Origin of the sequence: Saccharopolyspora pogona, from assembly GCF_014697215.1 — a bacterium.
Taxonomy (GTDB): domain Bacteria; phylum Actinomycetota; class Actinomycetes; order Mycobacteriales; family Pseudonocardiaceae; genus Saccharopolyspora; species Saccharopolyspora hattusasensis.
In genome coordinates this window covers 7,597,713-7,620,440 of sequence record NZ_CP031142.1, presented here as the reverse complement: position 1 = coordinate 7,620,440, position 22,728 = coordinate 7,597,713, and the positions used below count along the sequence as shown (strand labels likewise).

Genomic DNA, 22,728 nt, shown 5'->3' with positions numbered 1-22,728 from the left:
ATATATCGTTCGACACAGAAAAGCGAGGGGCTTCATGACGGGCTTGGATGGCAAGGTCGCGCTGGTCACCGGTGGTGCCCGCGGCATCGGTGCGGCAGTCGCCGAGCGGCTGGCCGCGGACGGTGCCGACGTCGCGATCACGTACAACACCTCGGCCGACCGGGCCAACGGCGTGGTCGACAAGATCAAGGGAGCCGGGCGACGCGGCGCGGCGTTCGCGGCCCCGGCCACCGACGCAGCGGCCGTGACCAGCGCCGTCGAGCAGACGGTCGCGGAGTTCGGCCGGCTGGACATCCTGGTCAACAACGCCGGGATCTTCCCGTGGGCGACCATCGACGAACTGACGCTGGAGCAGTTCGACGAGACGGTCGGCATCCACGTGAGGGCGGTGTTCGTGGCGGTGCAGGCCGCCGTCAAGCACCTGCCCGAGGGCGGCCGGATCATCAGCATCGGCAGCAACCTCGCCGACCGGACTCCCGGCCCCGGCCTGAGCTTGTACTCGCTGAGCAAGTCGGCGCTGACCGGCTTCACCAGGGGCCTCGCCCGCGACCTCGGTCCGCGCGGCATCACGGTCAACCTGGTGAACCCGGGCTCCACCGATACCGAGATGAACCCGGCCGACGGCGAGGAGGCGGACGCCGAGCGTGCCCTGACCGCCCTCGGCCGCTACAACTCCCCGGCCGACATCGCGGCGGCGGTCGCGTACCTGGCCGGCGAGGGCGGTCGCAACATCACCGGCACCGGCATCCTCGTCGACGCCGGCGCCAACGCCTGACGGCGGCGTGCGTTCACCTTCTGAAACAAGGGAAGCAGCAATGGCTTGGGTCATCCTCGTCGTAGCGGGCCTGCTGGAGATCGTCTGGTCGTTAGCGTTGAAGCACGCCGAAGGCCTGACCCGGGTGTGGCCGGCGTTGCTGGGCATCGCCGTCGCCATGATCAGCCTAGGCATGCTTTCGGTGGCGCTGAAGGACCTGCCGGTCGGCAGCGCCTACGCGATCTGGGTCGGCATCGGCACCGTCGGCGTCGCTGCGGTGGGGATGCTCTTCCTGAGCGAACCTGTGACGGTGTCCAGGCTGGCCTTCCTCGGGCTGATCGTGGTCGGCATAGCCGGACTCAAGTTCGTGGAAGGCTGATCGCGAAGACTGTGAGAACTCGCCTTGCTTAGCGGTGCGGGTGGCGGCCCCCTGCGGGAAATACAGACGCCGCCTGGTCTCCGCGATCACCAACTTACGCACGCCCAATACGCGGCTTCGGGGACTGGCCTCGCCGAGAACACCGACGAGGTCGGCACAGTCTGAGAACCCGCGGCGGTGCAAGTTGCGTAGGTGCGCTAAGCGGCTTCGCCGCTGCAAAGGCAAGAACCCGCCCTGTCGAAGGCATGCTGCCTACATCAAATTGACCACTGTAGACACTTCTATTTCCCCTCCCCTGCAGGAGATGCCGTCTCGCCCGTGCGAGGCGGCATCTTCTCTTTGCGGCTCCCGAGAACACGTGATGTCGCGGCGGGGCCCTGCCAAGCATCCTGGGATCCGGCTGCCGCAAGGAGAACCAGATGCCGGGCAACGGCTGGAGGAGCGGGAAATGGCTGAGCACAAGAGGGAACTGGACATCGCGGTGATCGGCGCCGGGGTACTCGGGCTGTCCACCACGGACGCCCTGCTGCGGCGCGGCGCCGACGTGAAGTGCTTCGACGGCCGGCGCCCCGGGGCTGGGCAATCCGGCGGGCTCTCCCGCACCTTCCGGCACCGGCACGACGACCCGCACATCGTCGACCTCGCCGTGCGCGGCCTGGCCGGCTACCGCGAGTGGGAGCGGCGCTCCGGGGTCGAGATGGTCGGCACCGAGGGCTGCGCCTACCTGGGCACCACCGCCGACGACACCCACGGCCTGAAGGCGCACCAGGTGCCGCACCACTACGTGCCTGAGGCCGACCGGGAGCAGGTGTTCGGCGCGCTTGGGCCGATCGGTGGCCCGCTGCTGGTGGACCCGACGGCCGGGGCGCTGCGGGTCAATCACGTGATCGAGACGCTAACCGGCTGGGTCGGCGACCACATCGTCGCCAACGACATCCACAGCCTGCTGGTGCTCGACAACGGCAAGGTCGAGTTCCAGACGGCCGATGCGATCTACCACGCGCGGCACGTCGTGCTCTGCGCCGGCGTCGACACGCCGCGCCTGGCCGCCCGCCTCGGCTGGGACATCCCGCTGGACTGCGCGCTGCACGCCCGCCCGCACTACCGGATCCGCGAGCAGCTGCGCGGCGCGCCGACACCCTGCTGGGTGGACAAGTCCGGCGAGTTCGGGGAAATGGTGTACGGCTCGGTGATCCCGTACACCGACCAGTACGTGCTGGGGCTCATCGGCGACGGCGTCGACGTGCCGTTCGACGCGCGCGGCGCGCTGACCGGCGAGGAGGGCATGGAGGACCACGTCCGCCGGGTCACCGGCTACGTCGAGCGCGCCCTGCCTGGGCTCATCCCGGAACCGGTGGGCGTCCGGGTGTGCATCATGAGCAAGCTGCCCGCGGGCAGCGACGCGCTCCGCGCGTGGCACGCCCCCGGCGTAACCGCGATCGCCGGGCACAACCTGTTCAAATTCGCTCCGGAGCTGGGCGAACTGCTGGCGGACTCGGCGGTGGACGACGGGCTCCCGGCCGACCTGGAACTCGCCGGAGCCCACGCATTGGGGGCTGCATGACCATCACCGTCGCAGGTGCCTCGGGCGTCGTCGGACGCGCGGTTACGCGGGAGCTCGTGAGGCTCGGCCACCGTCCCCGCGTGCTGGTGCGCCCCGGCTCGCCGAACCGCGACCTGTCGCCCGACGCGACGGTCGTCGAGTGCGATCTCACCGATCGCGCGGCGACGCTGCGCGCGTTGCACGGCTCGGAACGGCTGTTCCTGCTCACCCCTTTCCACCCGGAACAGCTTGTGCTGCAACGCAATCTGATCGCGGCAAGCGCGGAGGCCGGGGTCAAGCGAGTGGTGAAGCTGTCCGCGCTCGGTGCGCGGCCCGGTGCCGAGTCGAGCATCCACCACCAGCACGGCGTCGGCGACGACGAGCTGCGCGCCTCCGGTCTTCCGCACGCGGTGCTCCGGCCCAACGCCTTCATGCAGAACGCGCTGCAGTGGCTGCCGACCATCCGGGGGCGCGACGCGATCGTGCTGCCGGTCGGGGCGGCGCGGGTCAGCATGATCGACGTCGGGGACATCGGGCTCGCGGCGGTGACCCTGCTGACCTCGGACGCTGTCGGCGACTACGACCTCACCGGGCCGGAAGCCCTCAGCTACCGGGAAGTCGCGTCGCTCCTGTCCGAAGTGGCCGGTCGCCGGATCCGGCACGTGGATGCCGAGCCGGCGGAGGTCGCGGCGGCCATGCGCTCGGCCGGGGTCCCCGACTGGGCGGTGGCGGCGCGCCTGCAGCTTTACGCCACCTACCGGGCCGGCGACGCGGAGGTGGTGACGACGGCGATCAACGACATCACCGGCCGCCCGCCGCGCGACTACCGGTCGTTCGTTGGCGACCTCGCCGAACCGTTGCGGAACTGACGAAACGAGGGAACCGATGCACGTATTCGCCATCGGGGCCAGCGGGGTCCTGGGGCGCCACCTCGTCCCGATGCTGCTGCGCCGAGGACACGATGTGACCGTCATGGCGCCCGACCGCCTCGACCGGCTACCGGGCGAGGCCCGCCGGGTCCGCGCCTCGCTGCTCGACCCGGAGGCGGAACGCTTGCTGGCGGCGGAGTTCAAGGAGGTGGACGCGGTGGTCAACGCGGCCACTGCCGTCCCCGCCATGCCGACCGCGCCGGGCGGCTGGGCGCGGAACACTGCGCTGCGCAGCACCGGGACCGCCGTGGTGACCGGGGCGTTGCAGGAAACCGAGGTGCGCCGCTTCGTGCAGATGAGCATCACGATGGTCTACGCCGACGGCGGCGACGACCAGCTGACCGAGGCCGCACCGCTGGACCACCGGCCGGAACGGGCGACCCTCGTCGACCCGGTCCTGGCGATGGAGACCGCGGTCCGCAAGCTGCCCGCCGACGAGATCGCGTGGAGCATCCTGCGTGGCGGGCGCTTCGTCGGCCCGGGAACGGTGCAGGACCAGCAGCGCGCCCGGCTGCGCGCCGAAGACCTGCCCATCCCCGGTGCCGGCCGCGAGTGGGTGTCGATGGTGCACGCCCGCGACTACGCGGACGCGGTGGTCGCCGCGCTGGAGCGCGGATGCGCGGGCAAGACGCTGAACGTGGCGGACCAACCAGTGCGGGTCGCCGACTACTACCGCGACCTGGCCCGCGCGGACGACAGCCCGCCACCCCGCCACGACCCGAACGCGGCAGCCGAACCCTCGCACCGCGTCAGCAGCGAAGCGGCGCGGCAACTCCTCGGCTGGGCCCCCGTGCACGGCATCTGGCCGCTCCGCGACGAAGACCGGTGACAGGAAGGTTCCCATCCTCACGAGGCCGGGCCGAGCGGTGACAGGAAAGTTCCCATGCTCACGCGGCAAAGCTCGCCGGCGGCCCGGCGGTGACAGGAAGGTTCCCGTGCTCGCGCTGGTCGCGCGGCAGGGTCAGCATTCGATGACGTTGACGGCGAGGCCGCCGCGGGCCGTCTCCTTGTACTTGACCTTCATGTCCCGGCCGGTCTCCCGCATCGTCTTGATCACCTTGTCCAGCGAGACGAAATGGCTGCCGTCGCCGCGCAACGCCATCCGCGCAGCCGTGATCGCCTTCACCGACGCAACCGCGTTGCGCTCGATGCACGGAATTTGCACCAACCCACCGATCGGGTCGCAGGTCAACCCGAGGTTGTGCTCCATCGCGATCTCCGCGGCGTTCTCCACCTGTCTCGGCGTTCCACCCAGCACCTCAGCGAGCCCGGCAGCAGCCATCGAACAAGCGGAACCCACCTCGCCCTGACAACCGACCTCCGCACCCGAAATCGACGCGTTCTCCTTGAACAACACGCCGACCGCACCCGCCGCCAGCAGGAACCGCACGACACCGGCATCATCCGCGCCAGGCGCGAACCGCGTGTAGTAATGCAGGACCGCAGGAACGATCCCGGCCGCACCGTTGGTCGGCGCGGTCACCACCCGCCCACCAGCCGCGTTCTCCTCGTTGACCGCGAGCGCGAACAGCGTGACCCACTCCAGCGGATCGTCGCGCTCGGTCAACGAAGCCGCCAGCTCCGCCGCCCGACGACGGACCTTCAGCCCACCGGGCAGCTCACCGGAGTTGCGGCAGCCGTTGTCAACGCATTCACGCATGACCTGCCAGATACCGAGCAACTCCTTGTGCACAGCATCCTCACCACGCCAGGACAACTCGTTCGCCAGCATCACACCGCTGATCGGCAGCCCTGACTCCTCGGTCCGCGCGAGCAGTTCCACACCCGTGCGGAACGGGTACCGCACCGTGGTCTCGTCCGGTTTGATCCGATCAGTGCCGGTAGCGTCCTCGTCGACGACGAAGCCACCGCCCACCGAGTAGAACACCGCGCTGTCCAGCTCGGCATCATCGGCACCGAACGCGGCGAAGCGCATCCCGTTGGGGTGCAACGGCAACGACTTGCGCCGGTGCATGACCAAGTCACGGTCCACGATGAACCGGATCTCCTGCACCCCATCCAAACGCAACCGGCCGGACTCACGGATCTCGGTGACCCGGCCATCCACCGCCGCCGGATCAACAGTCTCCGGACTGTGCCCCTCCAAACCCAGCAGCACAGCTTTCGGACTACCGTGCCCATGCCCGGTCGCACCCAACGACCCGAACAACTCCGCCTTGATCCGCTCGACCTGCGGCAACCGCCCCGCGCTGTGCAACCGCTGCACGAACAACCGCGCCGCACGCATCGGACCAACCGTGTGCGAACTGGACGGCCCAATACCCACCGAAAACAGGTCGAAGACGCTGATCACCATTGACCGCCTCCTACCTCGCTTGGCCCGTTACTCCGCGATCAGCTCGGCGTACTGCTCAGCGGTGAGCAGAGAACCGGTGCTGGTCGGGCGCACTTCGAGCAGCCATCCGTTGCCGAACGGCTCCGCGTTGAGCAGCGCCGGGTCGTCCACGACGGACTCGTTGAGCGCCACGACCTCGCCGGTCACCGGGGCGAACAGGTCGCTGACGGACTTTGTGGACTCCAGCTCCCCGCAGGCCTGGCCCGTTTCGATCTTGTCGCCCACCTCGGGAAGCTGCACGTAGACGATGTCGCCGAGCGCGTCCGCGGCGTGCTGGGTGATGCCGATGCGGACCAGCTCGTCGCGGTCCTCGATCCACTCGTGCTCTTCGGAATAACGCAGGTGCGCAGGCAGGGACATGTCGGGAGGCTCCAAGGCAGTCGGGGGGGCACTCGTGCCCGTGGTGGCTGGGCCTCCCCCTCTGTTGCGGAACCTGAGAGCTTCGCCGCGGGCCTCGCGGCTTGCACCGTGGGTGGAGCGTCGATGAGACGCACGCTTTCCAGAGTTGCCTCGCCCGAACGGTCATGGGTGCCTGAGAGTTTGTGGGGAGTCTTGCTCCTTCGGCGCCCTGGGAGCTCGGCGTGAGCTCGCAGGGTCTCTCCCGCACGGGGTCGATGGCCGGTATGCGATTGTCGGTGTGCTCAGCAACGATAAACGGGCCAGCCCTGGTGTCAATGCCCTCCCCCACAACGCACGGAGGCGGCCCGAGGTATTCAGGAGGCCGGTGATGCTGGACATCCGGGCACTGGTCGAGCGGGTCGGCCCCACGCTGCTGCGCACCGTGGTCGCCCCGGAACCGAGAGTGTGCGTCGGGGACGTCGTCATCGCCGAACCCGATCAGCCGCCGACGGCGGCGGGCGGCGACCTCGTGTTGGGCGTGGCCATCCCGGACCGCGAGCACGCGGTGGCGCTGATGAGGGATTGCGGCGCGAAGGGTGCCGCGGCGGTGCTGCTCAAACCGCCGATTTCGGCGGACGACGCGGTGGCCGCGGCAGCCCGGGACGCGGGGGTGGCGCTGGTCGAGGTCCGCCCTGGCACGGCGTGGGCGCAGTTGGTGTGGCTGATCCGTGCCGCGCTGGCCGGGACCGACATCGAGGAGGCCGACGCGCCCAGCACCGGGGTCGGGGACCTGTTCCGGCTCGCCGACGCGGTGGCGGACGTGGTGGACGCGCCGGTCACCATCGAGGACGCGCGCTCCCAGGTCCTGGCCTACTCCGCCCGGCAGGACCTTACCGACCCGGCGCGGATCTCGACGATCATGGGCCGGAGGCAGCCCGACGACGTGCTCGCCAAGTTCCGCGCCCGCGGCACGTTCCGCCAGCTCAGCAAGGGCAGTTCGGCGATCTTCGTGCCCGCCCAGCAGGACGGCACCCTGCCCCGGCTGGTGGTGCCGATCCGGATGGGCGGTGAACTGCTCGGCTCGATGTGGGCTGTGGTCCCCGGCGAGGTCTCCGAAGAACGCTCCACCGCGTTCGCCGACACCGCACCGCTGGTCGCGCTGCAACTGCTGCGGTGGCGTGCGGTGGCGGACGCGGAGCGCCGCCGATCCGCCGAGCAGGTGCGGCTGCTGCTGGAGGGCGGCGAAGGCTGGCGGGCGGCAGCGAACGAGCTGGCGGTGCCCGCCGAAGCGCACCGGGTCGTCGCCATCGAAATGCCCCCGTCCGCCAGCCCCGCGGAAGGGCACCGGTTGGCGATGTGGGAGTGGATCACGCGCGGAATCGGGCGGCGCCCGCTGGTCACCGAGATCGGCACCATGCTCTACGCGCTGGTGCCCGACCGGGGGCGCGCGGGCGGCTGGCCGGATCTGCGGGCAGCGCTCACGTCCCACGACGTTTCGCCGCGCCCGCTGATCGCGGTGGGCACCGCGGTGGCGGTCGCTGAGCTGCCCCAGTCGCGGTCGCAGGCCGAGGAGCTGATCAGCTTGCTGCGCACCGGCCAACTGCAGCAACGGGTGGCGCTGTACGAGGAGAACTGGCATCTGCTGGTGCTCAGCCGGATGGCCGGTGCGGCGACCGACGCCGGTATCGGTGCCCTCGGCCCGCTACCGGTGCTGCGCGAGCACGACCGAACGCAGGGCACCGAATACCTGGCCACGCTCCACGCGTGGCTGCGCCACCCCGGTGATCCCCGGCAGGCGAGCCGCGAGTTGCGCGTGCACCCGAACACCTTCCGGTACCGGATGAAGCGGCTCACTCAACTCGTGGAAGTCGACCTCGAAGACCCCAACGTCCGCTCCGCGCTGTTCGCGCAGCTGCTCGCCGACCGATGGGCGCAGCACGGCTGACAGCAAGGGAACCTTCCTGTCACAGCCGGGCGCGCAGAGCCCTCGGTGACGTGCGCAAGAAAAACTTCCTGTCATTCGTGGCAGGAAGGTTCCCTTGCTTTCGCCGGGCTGCCGGTCGGTTGCGAGGAAGGGAACCTTCCTGCCAGGTCCGGCCGTCCGTGCCCCCGTTCGTGCGCTGGACCGGCGCTCCACGGGCTTTGTGCTGCGAGCACAAAGCGCCCGGGGCAATCTCATTCGGCGGGAATGATGCGCCCCCCGCAGTGGCAGCGGATTGTTGTGCGCAACAGGAGACGAAAGGATTCCGCCGTGAAGATCGCAGTGCCGCGCGAGATCAAGAACAACGAGTACCGGGTCGCGATCACACCTGCGGGCGTGCACGAGCTCACCACCCGCGGCCACGACGTTTTCGTGGAAACGAACGCCGGCGCGGGCTCTTCGATCCCCGACGAGGACTACCTCGCGGCCGGCGCGAAGGTGCTGCCCACCGCCGAGGAGGTGTGGGCGGAAGGCCAGCTGGTCCTCAAGGTCAAGGAGCCGATCGCCGAGGAGTACCCGCGGCTGCGCCGGGACCAGGTCTTGTTCACCTATCTGCACCTGGCGGCTTCCGCCGAGCTGACCGACGCGATGCTGAAGTCCGGGGTCACCGGTATCGCCTACGAGACGGTGCAGACCGCCAACGGCGGCCTGCCGCTGCTGGCGCCGATGAGCGAGGTCGCTGGGCGTCTCGCCCCGCAGGTCGGCGCCTATTCGCTGATGCGCCCCAGCGGTGGCCGCGGCGTGCTGCCGGGCGGTGTTCCCGGCGTGCACCCGGCGCGGGTCGTGGTGATCGGCGGTGGCGTCGCTGGCCTCAACGCCGCGCGCGTCGCGATGGGCATGGGTGCTGATGTTGAGCTGCTCGACACCAATGTCGACAAGCTCCGCGAGATCGACCGCGACTTCCACGGCCAGATCCGCACCGTGACGTCCAACCGGTACTCGGTGGAGCAGGCGGTGCGGGCCGCGGACCTGGTCATCGGTGCCGTGCTGATCCCGGGTGCGAAGGCGCCGAAGCTGGTGTCCAACCACCTGGTGTCTGAGATGAAGCAGGGCAGCGTGCTGGTGGACATCGCCATCGATCAGGGCGGCTGCTTCGCCGACTCCCACCCGACCACGCACGACGACCCGACGTACCGGGTGCACAACTCGGTGTTCTACTGCGTGGCCAACATGCCGGGCGCGGTGCCGAACACGTCGACGCACGCGCTCACCAACGTCACGCTGCCGTACGTTCTGCGCATCGCCGACCAGGGCTGGCAGCAGGCCTGCCGCGCGGACGCCGCGCTGGCCGGTGGCCTCAACACCCACGACGGCAAGCTGGTCAACGAGCCGGTCGCCGAGGCGCACGGCCTCACCAGCACCCCGCTCAGCAGCGTCCTGGGCTGATCACACCATGAGAAAGGGAACCTTCCTGCCACGAATGGCAGGAAGGTTCCCTTTCTCCCAACAGCTTCGAATGCCCGCCGGCTTGGAAGTCGTCGCAACACGATCCGGGACACCGTTCAGGCGCAGGAACGGACTCAGACCGCCGAAAGCGGGCTCACACAGCCGAACGGGGCGGCCCGCTCAACCAGCCTGGGGGTCACCGGGAGCAGGCCGCCACCGTCAGTGTAGGCCACGATCGCCCATTTGCCGACGACGCGGGCCGCCGCATGGCCGCCAATTTCAAGCCGAATCGATAACCACTCGATGGGGTGAGCATCCAGTGGTGTCCGTGCAGGCGTGCGCCCCGACTGCCGATGTCACCCAATGGAGTCGGCGGGGCACCCGTTCCCGCGATCCCCGTCGGCAGCACCGACGCACTCGAAAACGACGGTGGGAGACGACGTGACAAATGCGGCGTTGCGAAGAGCTGTCCTCGATCGGCTCGACGGAGTGGACCTCACAGCCGCGGACGACACCCCCGAAGTGCTGCTGCCCCTCGCCCGCACCGAGCTCTACCGGCTCACCGAAGGCCTCCGCGCCCTGCTCGACGAACACGATCCGGACGAGGACGGCAGGTGCCGCTCCTGCCAGGGCGCGCCGCGCAGCCGACCGTGGCGTGCACCGTGTGGCTGACGGCGCACCGGCAGCTCTTCGATGATCATTGCGGGCAGCCCACGCACGCCTGCGGCACCGGTCCGGGAGCGCTGTGACGGAAGCTACGGCGCAGGTCGGTGGATTGAGACGAAGGACGACAAAAGTCATCCCCGACCCGATCGTCTCCTCGACAGGTCCCGGGCCGAGCGATTGGGACACCAACGAGTTCGTCCGCCCCGACATGACCACCTCGTACCCAACCCCGACGCCGCTCACTCCTATGACGATCGGCCACCTCGAAACGGGCCAGGGCAGGGTCTACCGGGCGTCCGTGATCGACCGGTCCATCCGCTGGCCCTGAGGGCTCCTCGCCCCCACCGGATCCGCTGCGGGCCGCTGATAACAACCTGGGAAAACTAAGGCTCCGCGCCTGAGCACACGTCGCTGTCCGGCAGGATGGTCACCGACGGCTGAACGGGTGACGGATGGAGGGACGCGTGCACGACGGCAGTGGCCGGCTCATTGTGCAGGGACTCAGCAAGAGCTTCGGCCCGGTCAACGCGGTGCAGGACCTGAACTTCACGGTGCGGCCCGGCTCGGTGACCGGGTTCCTCGGGCCCAACGGGTCGGGCAAGACGACCACGCTGCGTATGCTCCTCGGCCTGGTCACGCCGACTGCGGGCACGGCCACGATCAACGGCCTGCCGTTCCACCAGCTGCCGAACCCGGCGACCGTGGTCGGTGCCGTGCTGGACGCGCAGAGCTTCCACCCGGGCCGCACCGCGCGCCAGCACCTTCGGTGCTACGCCGCCGCGATGAACGTGCCGGACACGCAGGTGGACCGGGCTCTCGAACTCGTCGGGCTGAGCGCCGCCGCGAAGCGCAAGGCGGGCACGTTCTCGCTGGGCATGCGGCAGCGGCTGGCGTTGGCCACCGCGCTGCTCGGCGACCCGCAGGTGCTGGTGCTGGACGAGCCGGCCAACGGGCTGGACCCAGAGGGCATCGCCTGGCTGCGGAACTTCCTGAAGGCCTTCGCCGCGAGCGGTCGAACGGTGCTGATGTCCAGCCACTTCCTGCGGGAGATCGAACACACCGTGGACCAGCTGGTGATCATCAGCCGCGGGCGCTGCGTCTTCGACGGCCACCTCGATCAGCTCCGCGCCGCGCAACGCTCCCGGGCGCTCGTGCAGGCCGCCGACCCCAGCAAGCTCGTCGACAAGCTGCAGGAAGCCGGGTACAGCATCGAATACCTCCCGGACGGCCGGATCGCCGTGACCGGCGCCGATTCCCGCGCGGTCGCGGACCTCGCACTTGAGGCCGGGATCGCGCTGTACGGGATGCAGGACGAGCGGATCGGCCTGGAGCAGCTGTTCTTCCAGCTCACCAACGGCCAGTACACCGGCGTCCAGCAGCACGGCGTGCAGTGGTCTGCCCCGGGCGGCCAAGGATTCGGGGGGAATGCCTGATGGGCGGGCTCGTCAAGGCGGAGCTCCGCAAGATCATCAGCACCAGCCTGTGGTGGGCGCTGCTCATCCCGGTGGCGCTGCTCGGTTTCGGCGCGGGCTGGTTGGGCAGCTCCATCGTCGCGCTCATCGACGCGGTGGAGCAGTTCGACCGGGCGGTGCCCCTCGGGCTGCTGTCGGTGTCGATGTCGACGAACTTCAGCACGATCTTCGCGGCGCTCTTCGGCGCCATGGCCTTCGCCGGCGAGTTCCGGAACAAGAGCATCACCACGACCTATCTCACAAGCAACACGCGTAGTGCGGTGCTGGTGGCGAAGCTGATCGCCTGCTCGGGCGTCGGTCTCATCTACGGCCTCGCGAACGTGCTCTTCGCGAGCGTCGGGGGCCTGGTGGGCGCGGGCCGGGACTTCGGCGGTTTCGGCAGCCTGGGCGACTGGCTCAGCGTCGGCGCGGCGGCGGTGCTCGCGATGGTGCTGTGGACGCTGCTGGGCGTGGGCTTCGGCGCGCTGGTCGCGAACGCCGTGCTCGCGATCATCGTGCCGCTGGTCTACAAGTTCATGGTCGAGTTCATCCTGTCGCTGAGCTTGATCGAATCGCCCGCCGCCGGTATCAGCCCCTACTTGCCCGGGACGGCGGGGAACGGCATCGTGGCGAACCTCGCGGTGCCGCTGTTCGTCACCGCGGTGGCGGGGCCCGACGAGCCGAACACACCGCGGGCGGCCTTCGAGTTCCTGCACCTCTTCTTCGGCGGCAGCTACGGCCACCCGTGGTGGGCGAGCCTGCTCACCTTCCTCGGATACGTCACCGTGTTCATCGCCGGTGGCTGGCTGGTCAGCCGCCGACGCGACATCAGCTGAGGCGAACGACGTGAGCGGGGGAACCTTCCTGCCACCCGGTGTAGGTGACAGGAAGGTTCCCTTGCTGCTTTCCAACCGTCGCCCGCCGAGTCGTTGGGATCGCCTGAGCTCAGGTGGAAAGGAACCTTCCTGCCATCGCCCAGCCATCGGAGAGTTCCAGCGACGTGAGCATGGGAACCTTCCTGCCACTCCGGGCACTGGCCACGCCTGGTGTTGCGAGGAAGGGAACCTTCCTGTCACTCCGACCTTCGGCCACCTCGTGACGTGAGCAAGGGAACCTTCCTGTCACTCCCGGCGCCGGTCGCGGCTGCTGTGGTGACAGGAAGGTTCCCTTGCTCTAACCGCCTCTCCGTTTGGCGGGGGTCACAGAGGGGGTTCGGCCGGTCTGCATGGTCGGTAGGGCGGCATAACCTGGCGGGTGTGAGCGACTCCGGTAATCCCCGTCCGTCTTCCGGCGGTTGGATCCGTCGCCTCTTCGCCGCTTGTCGTCGGCACCCCGTTGCTCTGACGTTGGCGATGGGCGCGTCCGTCACGGCTGTCGGGTTGGAGGCTCTCGTTCCGCTGCTGACCAAGGCCGCGGTGGATGATGCCGTCGCGCACAGCACCGACCGCTTGTTGTGGATCGTGATCGCGCTCCTCACGCTCGGCGTGTTCCGCTTCGCGTCGGCGTTCGTCCGCCGCTACAGCGCCGGGCGGCTGGCCCTCGACGTCCAGCACGACCTGCGCCGCGCGGTGTTCGCGGCGATGCAGCGGTTGGACGGCGGGAAGCAGGATGCGCTGCGCACCGGGCAGGTCGTGTCCCGCTCCATCAGCGATCTGCAAATGGTGAACTCGCTGCTGGCGATGCTGCCGCTGGCGGCCGGAACCGCGGTGCTCGCGCTTTTCGCGATCGTGGTGATGTTGTGGTTGTCGCCGCTGCTAACGGTGGTGTCGCTGGTCGTGGCGCCGCTGATCGCGGTGGTTTCGGCGCGCAGCAAGAAGAGCCTGTTCCCGGCGACCTGGTCGGCGCAGCAGCGGGCCGCGGACATCGCGCAGCACGTCGAGGAAACCGTCACGGGTGTCCGGGTCGTTAAGGGCTTCGGCCAGGAAGACCGCGAGGTCGGGCGGCTGGGGCGCCGTGCTCGTCGGCTGTTCGGCGAGCGGCTGCGCGCGGCCCGGATGACTTCCACGCCTGCGGCGAGCTTGGCCGCGCTGCCCTCCGCCGGGCAGGTCGGAGTGCTCGGCCTGGGCGGCTGGATGGTGCTGCAGGACCAGGTGAGCCTCGGGACTTTCGTGGCGTTCGCCGGGTACGTGGCGATGTTGGCCGGTCCGGCCCGGATGTTGTCGAGCGTGATGATCCAGGCGCAGCTCGCGCGCGCCGGTGTCGAACGCATCCACGAGCTGATCGATTCCCAGCCCGAGGTACAGGAGAAGCCCGGAGCGGCAACGCTGCCGGAAGGGCCGCTGCAGGTCCGGCTTGACGACGCGAGCTTCGGCTACACCCGTGATCAGCCGGTGCTCTGCAACGCGTCGTTGCAGGTCCGTCCTGGTGAGACGGTGGCGCTGGTCGGCCCCGCCGGATCGGGCAAGTCGACGGTGTCGCTGCTGCTTCCGCGCTTCTACGACCTGCACTCGGGGAGCATCAAGATCGGTCCCGCCGACGACGGCTCGGTGAGCCACGACATCCGCGACCTGAGGCTGGATTCGCTGCGCGCCGCGGTCGGTTTGGTGTTCGAGGAGGCGTTCCTGTTCTCCGACACCATTCGCGGCAACATCGCTTACGGCCGTCCTGACGCTTCGGAAGCCGACGTGATCGCCGCTGCAAAAGCGGCCGAAGCGCACGAGTTCATCACCACTCTCCCCGACGGATACGACACGACGGTCGGCGAGCGCGGCCTGACGCTGTCCGGCGGGCAACGCCAACGCGTGGCGCTCGCGCGGGCGCTGCTTTCGAACCCGCGCATCTTGGTGCTCGACGACGCGACGTCGGCGGTGGATCCGGCGACGGAAGCGGCCATCCACGACACCCTCCGCTCGGTCACCGCGCAGCGCACCACCCTGCTGATCGCGCACCGCCGGTCGACGCTGGCCCTGGCCGACCGGATCGCGGTGCTCGACGAAGGACACGTCGTCGACATCGGCACCGAGGACGAGCTGAACCAGCGCTGCGAGCTGTTCCGGTCGCTGCTCGCCGGGCCTGGGGAATCGATCGACAATCGCTGCGACGGCCGGGTCGTGCCCGGTTCGGAAGGCATCACGCCGGAGCTCTGGCCGCCGGAGGACGACGCCGAACCGGCGGTCACCGGCAACGCCGCCACGACGCCCGGATCACGCGGCATGGGCGGCATGACGATGCCGCCGACACCCGAGTTGATCGAAGGCATCCGGAAGCTGCCGCCCGCGACCGACCAGCCCGATCTGCGCGGCGAAGACCCCACTGCGCCAGACCCGGACTTCAAGCTCTCCCGGCTGCTGCGGCCGATCCGCTGGGGCCTGCTGCTGACAGCGCTGCTGGTGGCCGGGGACGCGCTGACGTCGATCGCGTTGCCGTCACTGGTCCGCCAGGGCATCGACGGCGGTGTGAGCGCTGGCGACCTCGATGCGCTGTGGATCGCCACGGGCCTGGGCGCCGTGATCGTCGCCGGAGGTTGGCTGGTGGTCAAGCTGCAGACCGTCATCACCTCGCGAACCGGCGAGACCCTGCTCTACCTGCTGCGATTGCGCAGTTTCGCACACCTGCAGCGGCTCGGGCTGGACTACTACGAGCGCGAGCTCGCCGGCCGGATCATGACTCGGATGACCACCGACGTCGACGCGTTGTCGACGTTTCTGCAGACCGGGCTGGCGACCTTCGTGGTGAGCGTGCTGACGTTGTTCGGCATCGCGGGCGCACTGCTGATCACCGATGTTTCGCTGGCGCTGGTGGCGATGGCGGTGCTGCCGGTCCTGTTGGTGGCCACCTTGATCTTCCGTAAGGTCTCGGCGACCGCCTACGCCGAGGCGCGCGAGCGGGTGAGCACCGTCAACGCCGACCTGCAGGAGAACGTCGCCGGGATGCGGGTGGCACAGGCGCACCGCCGCGAAGGGCACGCTGCGAAGGTGTTCGCGCAGCGCAGCGACGCCTACCGGCGGTCCCGGCTGCGCGCCCAGCGCTACATCGCGACCTACTTCCCGTTCGTCGCGCTGCTGTCGGAGATCGCGCAGGCGGTGGTGCTGGGGGTAGGCGCGGCGCGAGTCGCGTCGGGCGACCTGACCGCCGGGGTGCTGGTCGCGTTCCTGCTCTACCTCGGCCTGTTCTTCTCGCCCGTGCAGCAGCTGTCCGGGGTTTTCGACGGCTACCAGCAGGCCAAGGTGGGGTTGCGGCGGATCGGGGAACTGCTGCGGACGCCCACTTCGGTGCCCGCCGCAACCGACCCCACCCCGGTGCCGGAACGGTTCGAAGGCGGCATCGAGCTGCGATCGGTGTCGTTCCGTTACCCCGGCACTGACCAGTTCGCGCTGCGTGACATCGCGCTGCGGGTGCGGCCCGGCGAGACCGTGGCGCTGGTCGGCGCGACCGGCGCCGGGAAGTCGACGCTGATCAAGTTGATCGCCCGGTTCTACGACGCCACCGACGGCGCGGTGCTGGTCGACGGACAGGACATTCGCAGCTACGACCTGGCGGCGTTCCACCGGCGGCTCGCCGTGGTCCCGCAGGAAGGCCACCTGTTCACCGGGGACATCGCCACCAACATCGCCTACGCGCGCCCGGACGCCGATCCGGCCGAGGTCGAGGCAGCGGCCCGGGCGGTGGGGGCGCTGCCGGGGATAGCCATGCTGCCGCGAGGCTTCCGTCAGCAGGTGGGAGAGCGTGGGCGCGGACTGTCGGCGGGCCAGCGACAGCTGGTCGCGCTTGCACGGGCAGAACTGGTCGACCCCGACGTCCTGCTGCTCGACGAGGCAACCGCGGCGCTCGACCCTGCGACGGAATCGATGGTGGTTGCGGCCAGCGACCAGGTCGCGGCCCAGCGCACGACGTTCGTCGTCGCGCACCGGCTAGCCACCGCCGCCCGCGCCGATCGCATCGTGGTCGTCGACGGAGGCCGGATCGTCGAGCAGGGCAGCCACGCCGAACTGCTCGCGGACAACCGTCACTACGCGCGCCTGTGGCGGGCGGCGGACGGTGCGCCGAGCGAGGAGACCCCGGAGATCGGCGAGACCAACATCGCCTGACCGGACGCGAGCAAGGGAACCTTCCTGTCATCCACCGCATCCGCCCTGGCCCATGTGATGTGAGGAAGGGAACTTTCCTGTCATTCCACGCCGCAGCGGCTCGGCGTGGTGCCGGAGTGGAGCAAGGGAACCTTCCTGTCACCGACGGTGCGCGCAAGCATGGGTCCTGACGTGAGGAAGGGAACCTTCCTGTCATCCGCAGCCCGGCACAGGCGTTGCTGGGGTGGTGGAAGGGAACCTTCCTGTCACCGCCCCGCAGCGGACGACGGCGACGCGGGCATGCACGGAAGGGGACTTTTCGGACACGCTCCGCAACAGCGAGCGGGATCGGTCACACCGTCCCGGGGCGGGTGGGACTGGAGTGCCGCGCCGTCCGAAATGGAGAAACCTCGTCCGCGGGACGGGAACACAGCGTGTCGATGAAACGTCATACTGGTGTTGGGCGACAACCCAGATGGAGTAGTACCGAGCAACGCCGACTTCGAGTGGGGCATGTCGAGTGCGGTCGATGATCGTTGACCCGAGCGGACCGGGGCCCGTTACCCGCGAGCTGGTCTTTCCTGATCGATTTTGTGACCGACCTCGTCGACCGAACGGCCGCACTGTGTGTCAACCTCGCGAATCGGACCGCTAGCCTGGTACCTGAGTGTGTCTGTAAATCACGAGCATATGGATCGAGGCGAACGCCAGCCGTGTCCAGCAGCCCTGCGTCACAGTTCGGCCCCAACGAGTGGTTGATCGAGGAGATGTACGAACAGTTCCTCCAAGATCCCACTTCCGTAGACTCGGCGTGGCACGAATTCTTCGCCGATTACAAGCCGGGCCAGGCAGCAACCGAGAACACCGCTGCTGCGGCCGCCGCTGCAGCGGCTCCGACGACTACGGCCACGGTGACGCGCCCCAGTGAGACCAATGGTCAGGCCCCGCCGGCCGCCGCCACGAGCGCGCCCCCGGCGAGCAAGCCCGCGCCCAAGCCGTCGCCGCAGCAGGCTGCCAGGGCCGCTCCGGTGAAGGAGCCCCAGGCTGGCGGGGACGTCAAGACGCTTCGCGGGGCCGCTGCCGCGATCGCCAAGAACATGGATCAGTCGCTGACCGTGCCGACCGCGACGAGCGTGCGCGCGGTGCCGGCCAAGCTGCTGTTCGACAACCGCATCGTCATCAACAACCACCTCAAGCGGAACAAGGGCGGCAAGGTCTCCTTCACGCACCTGATCGGCTACGCGCTGGTCCGGGCGGTCCGGGACTTCCCGAACATGAACCGCCACTACGGCGAGGACGCCAAGGGCAAGCCCGCTGCCGTCACGCCGGAGCACATCAACCTGGGCCTGGCGATCGACCTGCCGGCCAAGGACGGGTCTCGCAACCTCGTGGTCGCCTCCATCAAGGGCTGCGAGGACATGACGTTCCACCAGTTCTGGCAGGCCTACGAGGACATCATCCGCAAGGCCCGCGGCAGCGCCCTGACCGCCGACGACTTCGCCGGCACCACGATCTCGCTGACCAACCCCGGCCCGTCCGGCACCAACCACTCGGTGCCGCGGCTGACCAAGGGTCAGAGCGCGATCATCGGCGTCGGCGCGATGGACTACCCGGCGGAGTTCCAGGGCGCCAGCGAGAAGGCGCTGGTCGACATGGGCATCAGCAAGATCGTGACGCTGACGTCCACCTACGACCACCGGGTCATCCAGGGCGCGGAGTCCGGCGACTTCCTCCGCAAGATGCACCAGCTGCTGCTGGGCGAGGACGGGTTCTTCGACGACATCTTCGCCTCGCTGCGCATCCCGTACGAGCCGGTGCGCTGGACGCAGGACATCCCCGAGGGCGCGGTGGACAAGACCGCCCGCGTGCTCGAGCTGATCGACGCGTACCGCACCCGCGGCCACCTGATGGCCGACATCGACCCGCTGAACTACCGGCAGCGGCGGCACGAGGACCTCGACGTCCTCTCGCACAGCCTCACCCTGTGGGACCTGGACCGGGAGTTCGCCGTCGGCGGCTTCGCCGGCAAGGAGCACATGAAGCTCCGCGACGTGCTGGGCGTGCTGCGCGACTCCTACTGCCGCACTGTCGGCGTCGAGTACATGCACATCCTCGAACCCGACGAGCGCGAATGGCTGCAGCAGCGGGTCGAGAAGCCGCACACCAAGCCCGAGCCGTCCGAGCAGAAGTACATTCTGTCGAAGCTCAACGCGGCCGAGGCGTTCGAGACGTTCCTGCAGACCAAGTACGTCGGGCAGAAGCGGTTCTCGCTGGAAGGCGCCGAGACCGTGGTGCCGCTGCTGGACGCAGTGCTGGACACCTCGGCGGCGCACGAGCTCGACGAGGTCGTCATCGGCATGCCGCACCGCGGTCGGCTGAACGTGCTGGCCAACATCGTCGGCAAGCCGATCTCGCAGATCTTCCGGGAGTTTGAGGGCAACCTGGACCCGGGGCAGGCGCACGGTTCCGGCGACGTCAAGTACCACCTCGGTGCCGAGGGCAAGTACTTCCGGATGTTCGGCGACGGCGAGACGAAGGTGTCGCTGACATCGAACCCGTCGCACCTGGAAGCCGTCGACCCGGTGCTCGAGGGCATCGTCCGCGCCAAGCAGGACATCCTGGACAAGGGCCAGGAGGGCTTCACCGTCCTGCCGGTGCTGCTGCATGGTGACGCCGCGTTCGCCGGCCAGGGCGTGGTCGCCGAGACACTGAACCTGTCGCTGCTGCGGGGCTACCGCACCGGTGGCACGGTGCACGTGATCGTCAACAACCAGGTCGGTTACACCACTGCGCCGGAGCACTCGCGCTCCAGCAAGTACTGCACCGACGTGGCGAAGATGATCGGTGCCCCGGTGTTCCACGTCAACGGTGACGACCCGGAGGCCTGCGTCTGGGTCGCCAAGCTGGCCGTGGCGTACCGCCAGGCGTTCGGCAAGGACGTCGTGATCGACATGGTTTGCTACCGCCGCCGCGGGCACAACGAGGGCGACGACCCGTCGATGACGCAGCCGAAGATCTACGACGCGATCGACAAGATGCGCAGCGTCCGCAAGGTCTACACCGAGGCTCTGATCGGCCGCGGCGACATCACCGTCGAAGAGGCCGAGAAGGCCCTGAAGGACTACGCCGCTCAGCTGGAGCACGTGTTCAACGAGGTCCGCGAGTTGGAGAAGCACCCGCCGGCGCCGAGCCCGTCGGTGGAGTCCGAGCAGCAGGTGCCGCGCGGGCTGACGACCGCGATCCCGCGGGAGACCGTGGAGCGCATCGCCGATTCGCACATCAACCTGCCCGAGGGCTTCACCCCGCACCCGCGCGTCAAGCCGGTGCTGGAGCGGCGCGCCAAGATGGGCCGCGAGGGCGGCATCGACTGGGCGTTCGGCGAGCTGTTGGCGTTCGGCTCGCTGGTCATGGAGGGCCGCCAGGTGCGCCTGACCGGTCAGGACAGCCGGCGAGGCACGTTCGTCCAGCGGCACTCGGTGCTCATCGACCGCAAGGACAACTCCGAGTTCACTCCGCTGCAGAACCTGTCGGACGACCAGGCGAAGTTCCTGGTCTACGACTCGGCGCTGTCGGAGTTCGCGGCCGTGGGCTTCGAGTACGGCTACTCGGTCGGCAACCCCGACTCCCTGGTGCTGTGGGAAGCGCAGTTCGGCGACTTCTTCAACGGCGCCCAGTCGATCATCGACGAGTTCATCTCGTCCGGTGAGGCGAAGTGGGGCCAGCGGTCCGACGTGGTCATGCTGCTGCCGCACGGGCACGAGGGCCAGGGCCCAGACCACACGTCCGGTCGCATCGAGCGGTGGCTGCAACTGTGCGCCGAGGGGTCGATGACGGTTGCGATGCCGTCGACTCCGGCGAACTACTTCCACTTGCTGCGCCGTCACGCGCTGGACGGCATCCACCGCCCGCTGGTGGTGTTCACGCCGAAGTCGATGCTGCGGTTGAAGGCCGCGACCAGTCCGGTCGAGGACTTCACCGAAGGCAAGTTCACCTCGGTGATCGACGACCTGAAGCAGCCCGACCCGGCTGCGGTGCGCAACGTGGTGCTGTGCACCGGCAAGCTGTACTACGAGCTGGCGGCGCACCGGGACAAGCACGGCATCACCGACACTGCGATCGTCCGGCTGGAGCAGCTCTACCCGCTGCCGCACCGCAAGCTGGGCGCGCTGTTCGAGCGGTACCCGAACGCCACGTCGATCCGGTGGACGCAGGAAGAGCCAGCCAACCAGGGTGCCTGGCCGTTCCTGGGCCTGGCCCTGCCGGAGCTGTTCCCGCAGCTGGTCGGCAAGCTTCAGCGGGTCTCGCGCCGTCCGATGGCTGCCCCGGCCACCGGCCTGGCCAAGGTCCACGAGGTCGAGCAGGCCGAGGTCGTGCAGAACGCCTTCGCCTGATCCGCGGCTGGAGCGGGCCGCCGGTTCCACCCGGAACCGGCGGCCCGTTTTTTGCGCTGTGCCACTGCCGAACCCGCGCCGCGGCGGCTTGCGGGTGGCAGGAAGGTTCCCATCCTCACTTCAGGCTCCCCGGCTGGGAGCAGTTTGGGGCGGCGGCATAGAGTTCGGCTCCCGGTCTCCGGCGGACAGCCCGGAAACGTCCGTGGAGCATGGGAACCTTCCTGTCACCGAACACTCGTGGTTCCAGTGCTGCATCCGTCGAGGCGTTTCGTACTCTGCTGTTCTGCCAACCCCGATCACACCGGTCACGGACGGACAAAATTAGGAGGACACGGTGTACTTCACCGACCGCGGCATTGAGGAACTCGAAGATCGTCGCGGTGATGACGCGGTCACGTTGGCCTGGGTCGCCGACCGGATGCGGGCCTTCGTGGACCTCAACCCCGATTTCGAGGACGCCACCGAACGCCTCGCCACCTTCCTCGCCCGCGACGACGCCGACGACGAGTGACGGTGAGTGACGGCAAGCCACAACTCGAAGAGCCCTGCCCCGACCACGCGCGTGGCAGCAGGGCTCGTCCCTTCTCGGCTCCGCGGCCACGAGGAGGAATCCGAATGATCCGAGGTCCTGCTCGCAGTTTTCGGCGCTGAGCACGTCGTCCACCTCGCCGCGCCACCTACGGGAAGAAGATCCGCGCACCTTTCGCGCTCCTGAATCCTGGTCGCTGATGGCGATCGACGCCATCGGGGAGCAGAGCGGAGCAAGCACTCGTGAGGGCTGCCGGTCTGGACGTTTGCTCTCCGAGGGCGACCGGCCGGTTGGCGCAGCACATGGCCGCCCCGCGGGCATTGCAGGCGGACGTGGAATGGCCCGGTTTCCCGTCTTCGACCGAGAACAGCAGGGAACTTGTCCTCCGCGATGACAGGAAGGTTCCCTTGCTCGCGCCGCTCCTGCACGACCGTTGGTGACAGGAAGGTTCCCTTGCTCCGCTCCTGCGCGGCGGAAGAGCCGATGGGTGCTCCCCCTGGCCGGGTGGCTGGGCGGGGTGCTTGATCCACTACGGAGTGATGTGTGCGGCGAGCGCGGCCGATGTGTGATCGCCTCTGCGCTGGCAATTCCAACGCACTTCGGAGGATTTTCATGCGACGTCTTCTCGCCGGCGCCCTGCTCACCGGTCTCGCCGTGCTGGGGGCTGCCGGAACGGCCGCGGCCAGCGACGCCCCGCAGCCGTCGACCCCGGACCAGATCCTCGCCGAGATCGCCGGTGCCGTTGATGGGCCGCAGGGGCCGACCAAGCACGGCCAGGTGAGCGTGAACGAGCAGCACAAGTACCAGAAAACGCAACAGCACCACGTCCAGTCGTCCACCCCGCACGGGCAGCAGCACTCCCAGTCGTCCACCCAGCAGGCGCAGACGCTGCAGGGCGGGTCGTCCTGTAAGGGATGACCATCTGGCGGCGCCGCGCCCCACTCGTCGAAGGCGGATGGGGCGCGGCGTGCTGTGCAGTGCCGCTAACCAGCCAGTGCAGAAAGTCGCGATGGACCTG

General features: G+C 68.9%; 16 protein-coding genes and 2 riboswitches. Of the genes, 14 read left to right on the top strand and 2 right to left on the bottom strand.

Annotated features, from left to right (window positions below):
* Positions 1 to 34: 34 nt before the first annotated feature.
* From DL519_RS35895 to DL519_RS35875, 5 genes are all read left to right on the top strand, one after another.
* On the top strand, positions 35 to 775 hold the full coding sequence (locus DL519_RS35895) for an SDR family NAD(P)-dependent oxidoreductase (RefSeq protein WP_190821443.1): 741 nt from the start codon (positions 35 to 37) through the stop codon (positions 773 to 775).
* A 40-nt stretch (positions 776 to 815) separates the two neighbouring features.
* Positions 816 to 1,133 (top strand): DMT family transporter, encoded by a 318-nt coding sequence (locus DL519_RS35890; RefSeq protein WP_168585199.1) that lies wholly within the window; start codon positions 816 to 818, stop codon positions 1,131 to 1,133.
* Positions 1,134 to 1,581: 448 nt separating this feature from the next.
* The gene (locus DL519_RS35885; RefSeq protein WP_190821441.1) at positions 1,582 to 2,697 is read left to right on the top strand and encodes an NAD(P)/FAD-dependent oxidoreductase; all 1,116 of its coding nucleotides are present in this window, start codon (positions 1,582 to 1,584) and stop codon (positions 2,695 to 2,697) included.
* Complete coding sequence (locus DL519_RS35880) at positions 2,694 to 3,545, top strand: NmrA family NAD(P)-binding protein (RefSeq protein WP_190821439.1); 852 nt, start codon at positions 2,694 to 2,696, stop codon at positions 3,543 to 3,545. Before DL519_RS35885 ends, DL519_RS35880 begins: the two co-directional genes overlap by 4 nt.
* A 16-nt stretch (positions 3,546 to 3,561) precedes the next feature.
* Positions 3,562 to 4,434 (top strand): NAD-dependent epimerase/dehydratase family protein, encoded by an 873-nt coding sequence (locus DL519_RS35875; RefSeq protein WP_190821437.1) that lies wholly within the window; start codon positions 3,562 to 3,564, stop codon positions 4,432 to 4,434.
* Between the two features lie 132 nt (positions 4,435 to 4,566).
* On the opposite strand, the gene DL519_RS35870 is transcribed toward DL519_RS35875, so the two are convergent.
* Together DL519_RS35870 and gcvH are read right to left on the bottom strand one after the other, a co-directional pair.
* Positions 4,567 to 5,922: an L-serine ammonia-lyase gene (locus DL519_RS35870; protein WP_223839951.1), complete on the bottom strand. Its 1,356-nt coding sequence runs from the start codon at positions 5,920 to 5,922 to the stop codon at positions 4,567 to 4,569.
* 27 nt (positions 5,923 to 5,949) lie between these two features.
* Positions 5,950 to 6,321: a glycine cleavage system protein GcvH gene (gene gcvH, locus DL519_RS35865; RefSeq protein WP_190821435.1), complete on the bottom strand. Its 372-nt coding sequence runs from the start codon at positions 6,319 to 6,321 to the stop codon at positions 5,950 to 5,952.
* 51 nt (positions 6,322 to 6,372) lie between these two features.
* Positions 6,373 to 6,470, bottom strand: a riboswitch (glycine riboswitch).
* A riboswitch (glycine riboswitch) is annotated at positions 6,471 to 6,575 on the bottom strand. It abuts the riboswitch before it with no gap.
* 113 nt (positions 6,576 to 6,688) lie between these two features.
* Between gcvH and DL519_RS35860 the strand changes: the two genes are divergently transcribed.
* The 9 genes from DL519_RS35860 to DL519_RS35820 all read left to right on the top strand — a co-directional run bounded on the left by DL519_RS35860 (position 6,689) and on the right by DL519_RS35820 (position 22,628).
* Complete coding sequence (locus DL519_RS35860) at positions 6,689 to 8,245, top strand: PucR family transcriptional regulator (RefSeq protein WP_190821433.1); 1,557 nt, start codon at positions 6,689 to 6,691, stop codon at positions 8,243 to 8,245.
* 306 nt (positions 8,246 to 8,551) lie between these two features.
* A complete protein-coding gene (gene ald / locus DL519_RS35855; RefSeq protein WP_190821431.1) occupies positions 8,552 to 9,667 on the top strand; it encodes an alanine dehydrogenase in 1,116 nt (371 codons plus the stop codon).
* A gap of 441 nt (positions 9,668 to 10,108) precedes the next feature.
* Positions 10,109 to 10,339, top strand: a complete 231-nt coding sequence (locus tag DL519_RS35850; RefSeq protein WP_190821429.1) for a hypothetical protein — start codon at positions 10,109 to 10,111, stop codon at positions 10,337 to 10,339.
* Between the two features lie 458 nt (positions 10,340 to 10,797).
* Positions 10,798 to 11,766, top strand: coding sequence for an ABC transporter ATP-binding protein (locus tag DL519_RS35845; RefSeq protein ID WP_190821427.1), 969 nt, complete (start codon positions 10,798 to 10,800; stop codon positions 11,764 to 11,766).
* The gene (locus DL519_RS35840) at positions 11,766 to 12,620 is read left to right on the top strand and encodes an ABC transporter permease (RefSeq protein ID WP_190821425.1); all 855 of its coding nucleotides are present in this window, start codon (positions 11,766 to 11,768) and stop codon (positions 12,618 to 12,620) included. Before DL519_RS35845 ends, DL519_RS35840 begins: the two co-directional genes overlap by 1 nt.
* Before the next feature lie 516 nt (positions 12,621 to 13,136).
* Complete coding sequence (locus DL519_RS35835) at positions 13,137 to 16,811, top strand: ABC transporter ATP-binding protein (RefSeq protein WP_317891415.1); 3,675 nt, start codon at positions 13,137 to 13,139, stop codon at positions 16,809 to 16,811.
* 746 nt (positions 16,812 to 17,557) lie between these two features.
* A complete protein-coding gene (locus DL519_RS35830; protein WP_397545087.1) occupies positions 17,558 to 21,181 on the top strand; it encodes a multifunctional oxoglutarate decarboxylase/oxoglutarate dehydrogenase thiamine pyrophosphate-binding subunit/dihydrolipoyllysine-residue succinyltransferase subunit in 3,624 nt (1,207 codons plus the stop codon).
* Positions 21,182 to 21,515: 334 nt separating this feature from the next.
* Positions 21,516 to 21,692: a DUF6104 family protein gene (locus tag DL519_RS35825; RefSeq protein WP_190821419.1), complete on the top strand. Its 177-nt coding sequence runs from the start codon at positions 21,516 to 21,518 to the stop codon at positions 21,690 to 21,692.
* Positions 21,693 to 22,322: 630 nt separating this feature from the next.
* Positions 22,323 to 22,628 carry a hypothetical protein gene (locus tag DL519_RS35820; RefSeq protein WP_190824652.1) on the top strand — a complete coding sequence of 102 codons (306 nt, stop codon included), beginning with the start codon at positions 22,323 to 22,325 and terminating at the stop codon, positions 22,626 to 22,628.
* Positions 22,629 to 22,728 lie beyond the last annotated feature (100 nt).